The 7,987-nt window shown below is 57.7% G+C and carries 5 protein-coding genes; 1 reads left to right on the top strand and 4 read right to left on the bottom strand.

Going from position 1 to position 7,987, the window contains the following annotated elements:
- Window positions 1–59: 59 nt before the first annotated feature.
- Window positions 60–218, bottom strand: a complete 159-nt coding sequence (locus VGE80_RS04475) for a hypothetical protein (protein ID WP_397569192.1) — start codon at window positions 216–218, stop codon at window positions 60–62.
- 785 nt (window positions 219–1,003) lie between these two features.
- Between VGE80_RS04475 and VGE80_RS04470 the strand changes: the two genes are divergently transcribed.
- Window positions 1,004–2,212, top strand: coding sequence for a pyridoxal phosphate-dependent aminotransferase (locus VGE80_RS04470; RefSeq protein WP_397569191.1), 1,209 nt, complete (start codon window positions 1,004–1,006; stop codon window positions 2,210–2,212).
- A gap of 309 nt (window positions 2,213–2,521) precedes the next feature.
- Here VGE80_RS04470 and VGE80_RS04465 read toward each other — a convergent pair whose 3' ends face one another.
- The 3 genes from VGE80_RS04465 to VGE80_RS04455 all read right to left on the bottom strand — a co-directional run.
- Entirely contained in the window at window positions 2,522–3,274 is a 753-nt protein-coding gene (locus tag VGE80_RS04465; protein WP_440591816.1) for an NUDIX domain-containing protein, read from the bottom strand.
- Window positions 3,275–3,755: 481 nt separating this feature from the next.
- Entirely contained in the window at window positions 3,756–5,144 is a 1,389-nt protein-coding gene (locus VGE80_RS04460) for a DUF1501 domain-containing protein (protein ID WP_373653162.1), read from the bottom strand.
- Between the two features lie 4 nt (window positions 5,145–5,148).
- Window positions 5,149–7,987 (bottom strand): PSD1 and planctomycete cytochrome C domain-containing protein (locus VGE80_RS04455; protein WP_440591815.1); only part of this gene is annotated, 2,839 nt, incomplete at its 5' end.

Here is a 7,987-nt window from a genome sequence, read left to right as displayed (position 1 = left end):
AACAGGCCGGAACGAAGTTCCGGCCTGCTGGGATTGCTGTAGTAAAGATGTCGCAAAGCTTACTTCTTCGCGGCGGGCTTGGCAGCCTTGGTTGCCTTCGCGGCAGGCTTCGTTGCTGGCTTGGCCTTGGCAGATTTGGCTGGCTTGGCGGCCTTAGCAGCCTTGGTTGCCGGGGCCTTATCGGTTGTCTTAGCAGGGGCAGCTTTCTTCGTAGCCATAATCCGTGGCTCCTTGTGGGGGGGAGGCATTGGGTACCGGTTTTGGTAACTCGCTGTCTCTCTTTGGCACCCTAGCAAGAGAAACAACTCGAAAACGCGACACTCTATCTCTGAGTAGTGTTTCGTCCTTGAAACTTACCACTCACCCAGTGCGTTCGATCGTAAAACCGTTCGGCGATTGCGTCAAGCGGAATCTGTTGTTGGACAATAGTTTGTTCAAATTGGTCATTACGCAACTTCAATAAACTAGTGGGTGTGTCGTTGACGTAACCGTTCGCGACACCAGGCTTGGCCTGTTGCTTCTTTTTAGCCAATTCTGCTTGAGACAGATGACGAGGCTCGGGTTCAGGCGTCCGCCCGTAAGAAGGTCCGCTGATCAAATTTCGCATCGACGGAATATCCGCAAGAGATACTGAAACGGTGAACCTATTCCGCGACTTACGTTGCGTGCGAACGAGACTTGCGTCTGCGTGTATCGACAAATTCTGTCCGCACGTTCGTTATAAGTCTCACGTTTCAACACAGAGTACATCGGCTTGTTCAGCGTGCACGATGCGGTAAACTTATTGGAATATTCTGAATATTCCGAAACTTTACTGGTTTTCTCAGCAGCGATTCGTCCCAGTGACGTCAAGCTGACGAAAACGTTAACAACCGCAACCACTCGGGGCGGCGGGAACGGGCGAAACCGGCCGTAGCCTTGACTCCCCTTGCCGGGGGTAGAACAATTCGCCTGAATTGAGTCTCCTGATCGACCTTTGCTTTTGTCCGCAGAAACAGTTTCCATGACATCCATCGTCCTGTCCCCCGCGCTACGAAAATTGAAGCCCTCAGCCACTTTGGCGGCTGCCGCCAAAGCGAAGGAATTGAAGTCGAAAGGGATCGCCGTCCTCGACTTCACCTTGGGGGAACCGGACTTCAATACTCCGGCCAACGTGCGCGATGCCGCCATTGCCGCGATGAACGCCGGACACACGCATTACACCCCTTCAGGCGGGATCCCCGAATTGAAGAGCGCGGTTTGCGCTGCCTACAAACGAGACTACGGGCTGACGTTCAGTCCCAGCCAGGTTCTCATCTCGAACGGCGCCAAACATTCGATTCATAACGTCATCGCCTCGTTGTGCGGCCCCGGTGACGAAGTCATCATTCCGGCCCCCTACTGGGTCAGCTATAGCGCGCTGGTCGAATTGGCAGGTGCCACCGCCGTGCTCGTCGATACGACCGAAGAGAGCGGCTTCTGTATGTCACCTGAACAGTTCATCAATGCCATCACGCCGAAAACACGGCTGCTGATGCTGAACAATCCTTCCAACCCCACAGGTTCAACTTATCCCGCTGCCCAACTCGAGGCCCTCGCGCGAGTCGCCGTTGAAAAGAACATCCTCGTCCTTTCCGACGAAATCTATGAAAAGCTGATCTATCCCGGGGCCGAATTCCGTTGCTTTGCCAGCTTCGGACCGGACGTGGCCGCCCGGACCATTATCGTCAGTGGTGTCAGTAAGGCGTACGCCATGACCGGCTGGCGAATTGGCTGGACCATCGGTCCCGTCGAAGTCATCAAGGCCATGGACAACCTCCAAAGCCAGGAAACCTCGAATCCCTGCAGCATCAGCCAGTATGCCGCCGTGGAAGCACTGAATGGTCCGCAAGACAGCGTTGAAGAAATGCGGGTCGAATTCGAGAAACGGCGCGACTACGTCATGGAACGCATGCGACCCTGGCGGTCACGCTACGGAATCACTTTCGCCGAACCAGGCGGTGCTTTCTACGCGTTCTTCAACGTCAGTTCCTGCTTCGGCAAGAAACTGATGGGGGGAGCCCAGGTCCAGAATGCCTCCGAGTTCTGCAACGCCCTGCTCGAACACGCTCACGTCGCATTGGTCACCGGCGACGCCTTCGGTGCCCCCGGCTACGTCCGTCTCTCGTTTGCCACCAGCCTGGAACAAATCAAAGCCGGCCTGGACGCGATCGAGAAGTTCCTGAACGGCTGACCGTTACGGTGGCAAAAGACAGGCGTCATTTGCAGTCGCTCGACCAAAACGTCCCCTGCAATTGACCGCCGATCATCCGCAGAAAAGACCGCGTCGTCATCACAGACGGCGCGGTCTTTTCGTTTCTCCATTCCTTCGAAAACAACCACGGCTCACAGGCGATCCGCAACGCCGTCCGCAGTCCCCCCAACCTGGGCCTGATTTCCTGCTGCAAACCCGCATGAGATCCGTCCGTTTTTCACAACACATTGATCTCTATTTCGCCAGGCCTGCTTCCCGGTTACCAGCCTGAAGAAGATTGCGGTTCCCTCAATTGGGCGAAGCGGTTTGCTGGAGTTCCTGCAGCGCCAGGCGGACAAAACCCTGATGGCTTGCATGCATCGACCCGAGAAGTAATTCATCCACATCGGCCCAACGGACCGCGCGAGCATCGTCACCCGCTCTCAATCGGAGCCCGGCCCGCGCGGCCGGACTCAAATGCTGATGCAGCACTGTGGTTTCCATCCACGCATGATCTGTGTTGCGAGGATCATCGACGATCCCGGCATAGAGCACTTTGGAATTTTGGAAGCTGAGATCCGCCCCCGTCTCTTCCCGCAGTTCTCGAGCGACCGTCTCGGAAATGGCTTCCCCTTCGTCAACCATCCCGCCCGGAAGTGCACATGCGCCGGAATCCCCCCGCTCGATCACCAGAACCTGCAGGCGCCCCGTCTCCGGATCGACCGACGTTACCAGCGGGTCTCCCGCGAGATTTCTCCCCCACTTGCCGAGCAATCCCCTTCCACGGATTCCAGTCCGTCCCAGCGGATTCAATGGCCGCCCCCCTTCATCGACACGTACGGGGACTTCACCGCGGTCGGTTCGAGTCACGAACGGGCGGTTCACCGCTTTGACATCAGCCGGATCGGCCCAGTCCCCTTCATGTTCAAATACCTGAGGCGCCGTGTACTCGGGCGGATCATACTCCGCGAAAGGCAAATCCCAGGCCGCCTGTGACTCTTCCACAGGGAAGCGAGGTGGATAGCTTTTCTCGCTTTGCTTTCGATGTTTGGTTGGGGCCATCACGTCAAGTGCCCTCATGCAAGTCTCGCAACGGAAATCAGGCGGATACCACAATCGACGGCCACCGCAGCCGACAGCATCGACTCGCCGATGAGTCGCTCACGCGATTTCCTGAATCCGGGGAGCCCCAGACCTATTCGCCGGGGATTTGGATGGCCAGCCATATTGTCGGGTCCCACCCCCCTTCAATACAAGACGGCATTCCCGTGAACGGAAATCCCGATCTGTCAAACGGCCCAAGACGGGAGCGAATTTGCGGAGCGAGAGTTGTCCAGCGCTGGCAGTGCACCCGTCAGGCCGCCCGATTATTCGCGAGGCATTGTCACCGTCAAAAAAAACGCCGCCCGGCTGCCGTGTCATCGCGGCGACCGGGGCGGCGTCAGCCACAACCCGTTCTCTCAAGAAAAAAACATCTGGTCCGCTCGTAGTCGTCCGGTACTCTCCCTCTGGGGTATTCCCCTCCGAGTATGGCTCGTTTGCCTTACGCAAGAATATCGCGGACGACCGTTCCCGAGAGATCTGTCAGGCGGTAGTCACGACCGGCGAACCGGTACGTCAATCGTTCGTGGTCGTATCCCAAGAGGTGCAACATGGTTGCATGAAGGTCGTGAACCGAGACCGGGTTTTCGACCGCCTTGAAACCAAAGTCGTCCGTAGCACCGTAGATGGTCCCCCCCTTGATCCCCCCGCCTGCCATCCAGAGCGAGAAGCCCCAATGGTTGTGGTCGCGACCTTGCGATGCACCCGATCCGTTCTGCCCCATCTCCACCGAAGGTGTTCGACCAAATTCACCGGTACACAGAATCAGCGTCTTGTCCAGCAGGCCGCGCTGCTTCAAATCCTTGATTAACGCCGCCAGTCCCTGATCGCACTCACTGGCACATTTGCCATGTTCGTCCTTGATGTTGGAATGGCTGTCCCAGGGCTGCATCGCACCGTGCCAGGTTTGGACAAATCTGACACCCCGTTCGACCAGTCGCCGCGCGATCAGCAGTTGCCGGTTCTGTGGCCCTTCCCCGTACATTTTCTGGATATGTTCCGGCTCCTGACTGATATCGAATGCATCCGTCGCCTCGACCTGCATCCGATACGCCATCTCAAACGATTCGATCCGCGCTTCCAGAGCCGCTTCGCCCGGTCGTGAGGCCAGGTGACGCTGGTTGATCGTCTGCAGCAGCTGAAACTGCGATTGCTGCTGCTGAGACGACAATCGTTCATTGCGAATATGTTCGATCAAACGCGTCGGATCGGTCTGCGCCGTATCGACCAGTGTCCCCTGATAGACCCCGGGCAGGAATGAGGAACGCCAGTTCCCCGCTCCGGCGACCGGCAACCCCCCAGGACAGAGGACGATGAAGCCGGGAAGATTCTGGTTATCACTTCCCATGCCCCAGTTCAGCCACGACCCGAAGCTGGGTCGAACCAGACGGGAGTGCCCGGTATTCATCAGCAGCAGCATCATTTCATGGCTCGGCAACTCTGCGTACATCGAGCGAACAACCGCCAGATCGTCGGCACAGGTCGCCAGATTCGGCCAGATGTCACTGATCGGAATCCCGCTTTCACCGTGTTGTTTGAACGTAAAGGGGGAAGGGAGCGCCACTCCCGTTTTACGTTCGGTCTGCAGGTTCTCGAACGGCAACATCTGCCCCGCTCGTTTGGTCAGTTCCGGCTTCGGATCGAACGTATCGACCTGCGACATCCCTCCGTTCAGGAACACGTGAATCACGTGCTGGGCCTTACCAGGAAAATGAGTCTGCGTGGAAGCGTGCCCTTCGCTGGCCAGCAGGTTGGCCAACGCGACCGAGCCGACCCCCAGTCCACAACGCCCCAGGAATTCACGCCGATTAGGTTGTAGAAAATTTTGCATGGGTTCAGTCCAAAAAGATAAATTCGTTAGAAGCAAGCAATGCGTGAGCCAGTTGACTCCAAGGATCAACCGGATTTTTGGTCTCTTGAGGTGGTACTGCAGCCGCAGCCCCGCCCGGCGACCTGGCATTCCCGGCCTGACTGACGGCAGGCAGATTCGCGTCCACAAAGGCACGCGCCACGCGAAGCTCCTCGGCATCAGGATCGCGAGAAAGCAGCGAATGATAGATCCAGCGAACCCGTTCATCCGGATCCGTTGCAGCAGCCTGAGCACGTCCGGCCAGCTTGACCGCCCGGTCCTGAATGAACCCCGAATTCAATGCATACAGGGCCTGCTGCGGGACATTCGTGTCGGGCCGTTTGGCCGTACAGGTGATCGGGTTGGCTCCGTCAAAAGTACTCGACAAACTCGAAACGATATCGCGATTGATAAAGCCATAAATGCTGCGTCGAGGAACCACCGGTTCCGCACTCAGATCGATCGGCCGTCCTCCGGGCGTCAGATCCAGTTCGCCGGAAACGGCCAGCATGGAATCGCGCATCGCTTCCATCTCCAGTCGTCGACGCGGCATCCGCCACAAAAGTTCATTCAGCGGATCCTTGTTCCGGCTTTCGGCGTTTTCGACAGCCCCCTGCTGATAAACGTCCGACAGCATAATCCGCTTATGGAGCTTCTTGATTGACCAACCGTCGTCCGAGAACGTTGTCGCCAGATAGTCCAGCAGTTCGGGATGCGTGGGGGGGGAACCGCGCGTCCCGAAATCATCCGGTGTTCTCACCAATCCCTGATTGAAATGGTTCTGCCAGACCCAGTTCACAACCACGCGTCGCGTGAGTGGATTGTCAGGAGCCACGATCGCCTCGGCGAGTCCCAGTCGCCGTTCTCCGTCGCGGAATGCGGGCGCGTTCTGGTGAGACAGAGCCGTCAGGAAGCGAGCCGGCACGGCTTCACCTCGACTCAGTGAATTTCCCCGTAGAAAGACATGGAATGACGGCGGGTTCTTCGATTCTTCCAGCGTCATCGCCCGTGGGGGTGAACCGGGCGAGTTCAATTGCAGATCGTGAATAGCGCCCTTGCGGCCAGCCAGCGTGTCACTCACAGTTCGATTCAGCAATCTGACGGAAATCTCGTCGGACATCGCCGTCGGCGTATCAGTTGAATAGAGATGCCGACGCAACTGACGCGCAATGGGACTGTTGATCTCGGCATGGCCGGCATCTTCATCAGGAAGAATCGTCGCGCCAACGGCGCTCGCCAGGGAGGTCTCCAGCAGTGACTTGAGCCACGCCCGATGCACGTCTGCGAAAAGTTGACCGTAGGTTTCCGCCAACTCGATCAGCGTCTTCGGCTGCTTTTTCTCGACCGCATCAATGACGCGCGGATTCCAGGCAGGGGCATGCAGTCCCAAGCTTTGCTCGTTGGCAAATTGTTTCGGATCACCGTTCGCGGCCTTCATGCTGGCAACCAGTTCGTTGCAGCGAGCGGCGAATTGACCAGGCTCAACCTTGAAGAGCTGCACCCAGAGTCCGAAGACCGGATCGTCGGCGGGCATTTTGGCCAGATAGTCGCGCCAGCGGTTCAGCACCAGTGGCCGCACATCGTCGGTACGGTAGGAAAGAAACGCCGCAGACAGATCCTGCTCGGGCGTCCCCTTGGCCAGTTCAATCAGATACAGACCCACCTGCATCCGGATTCGCGTCCGCATCACTTCCGCCTGATCGCGAGCCATCTCCTGGTAACCAACCTGTCGCTTCGCCAGTTCCTTCTCGTAAGCCTTGAATTGATCGGTCGCTGCAGGAGTACCAATCATGGGAGGGAGTTCCACCGCATGGCTGCTCGCGAAGGTCGCGTAAAGTGCGTAGTAGTCCGTCGTCGGAATGGCATCAAACTTGTGATCGTGACAGCGGGCACACGCGACCGTCAGCCCCAGCAGACCACGACTGACCACATCAATCTGATCGTCGATCAAGTCGTGCACGCTGCGGTACTGCATCCCGACAGTCAAAAAGCCCAGTCCTGCAAGAGCCGGGTCATTCTCGGGAAGTCCGATCTGGTCTGCAGCCAACTGCTCGACGATGAACCGGTTGTAAGGAACATCGGCATTCAGCGCATTGATGACGTAGTCACGGAAGGTGTAGGAAAACGGAAACTTCGTGTATCCAATCGCACTCCCACCGTGCGTGTCCGCATAGCGCGCAATGTCGAGCCAGTGTCGTCCCCAGCGTTCCCCATATCGCGGTGAGTCTAACAGCCGATCAATCACCTTCTCGAAGGCATTGGGAGACGCATCGTGAACGAATGCCGTCACCTCGTCCCACGTCGGTGGCAAACCGGTGAGATCGAACGTCGCACGACGGATCAATTGCTCGCGTGAAATCCGGGGCGACAACTGAAGCCCCTGCTCTTCCAGCGCGGCGACGATAAATCGATCAATTTCCGTCGACGCGGACGATCGGGTTTCCGGAACAGGTGGCTTCTGGATCGGCTCAAACGCCCAGTGGTCTTCAAATCGCGCCCCTTCGGCAATCCATTTGCGAAGCAGTGCAATCTCGGGTTCAGTGAGACTCTTGCCATGTTCAGCCGGCGGCATTCGCAGATCCGGATCCGTCGACGTGATTCGTTTGATCAGCTCACTCTGATCCGGCTGATTGGCCACGATGGCCGACTGCTTACTGCTGGCCTCCTGATCCAGTCGCAACCCCGCCTCACGACGCTGTTCGTCCGGACCGTGGCAATTCAGACAGTGTTCGGCCAGCAGCGGGCGGATCTGTTTGCCAAAACTGACATCGGCCGCCGCGTAACTGCCGTACGTCACCATGCAGAAGACGACTGTTGCCGTCAGG

The organism is Schlesneria sp. (assembly GCF_036405755.1).
GTDB lineage: Bacteria > Planctomycetota > Planctomycetia > Planctomycetales > Planctomycetaceae > Schlesneria > Schlesneria sphaerica.
Note: the sequence above shows the minus strand (reverse complement) of the source record. Positions and strands in the feature narration are given on the sequence as shown.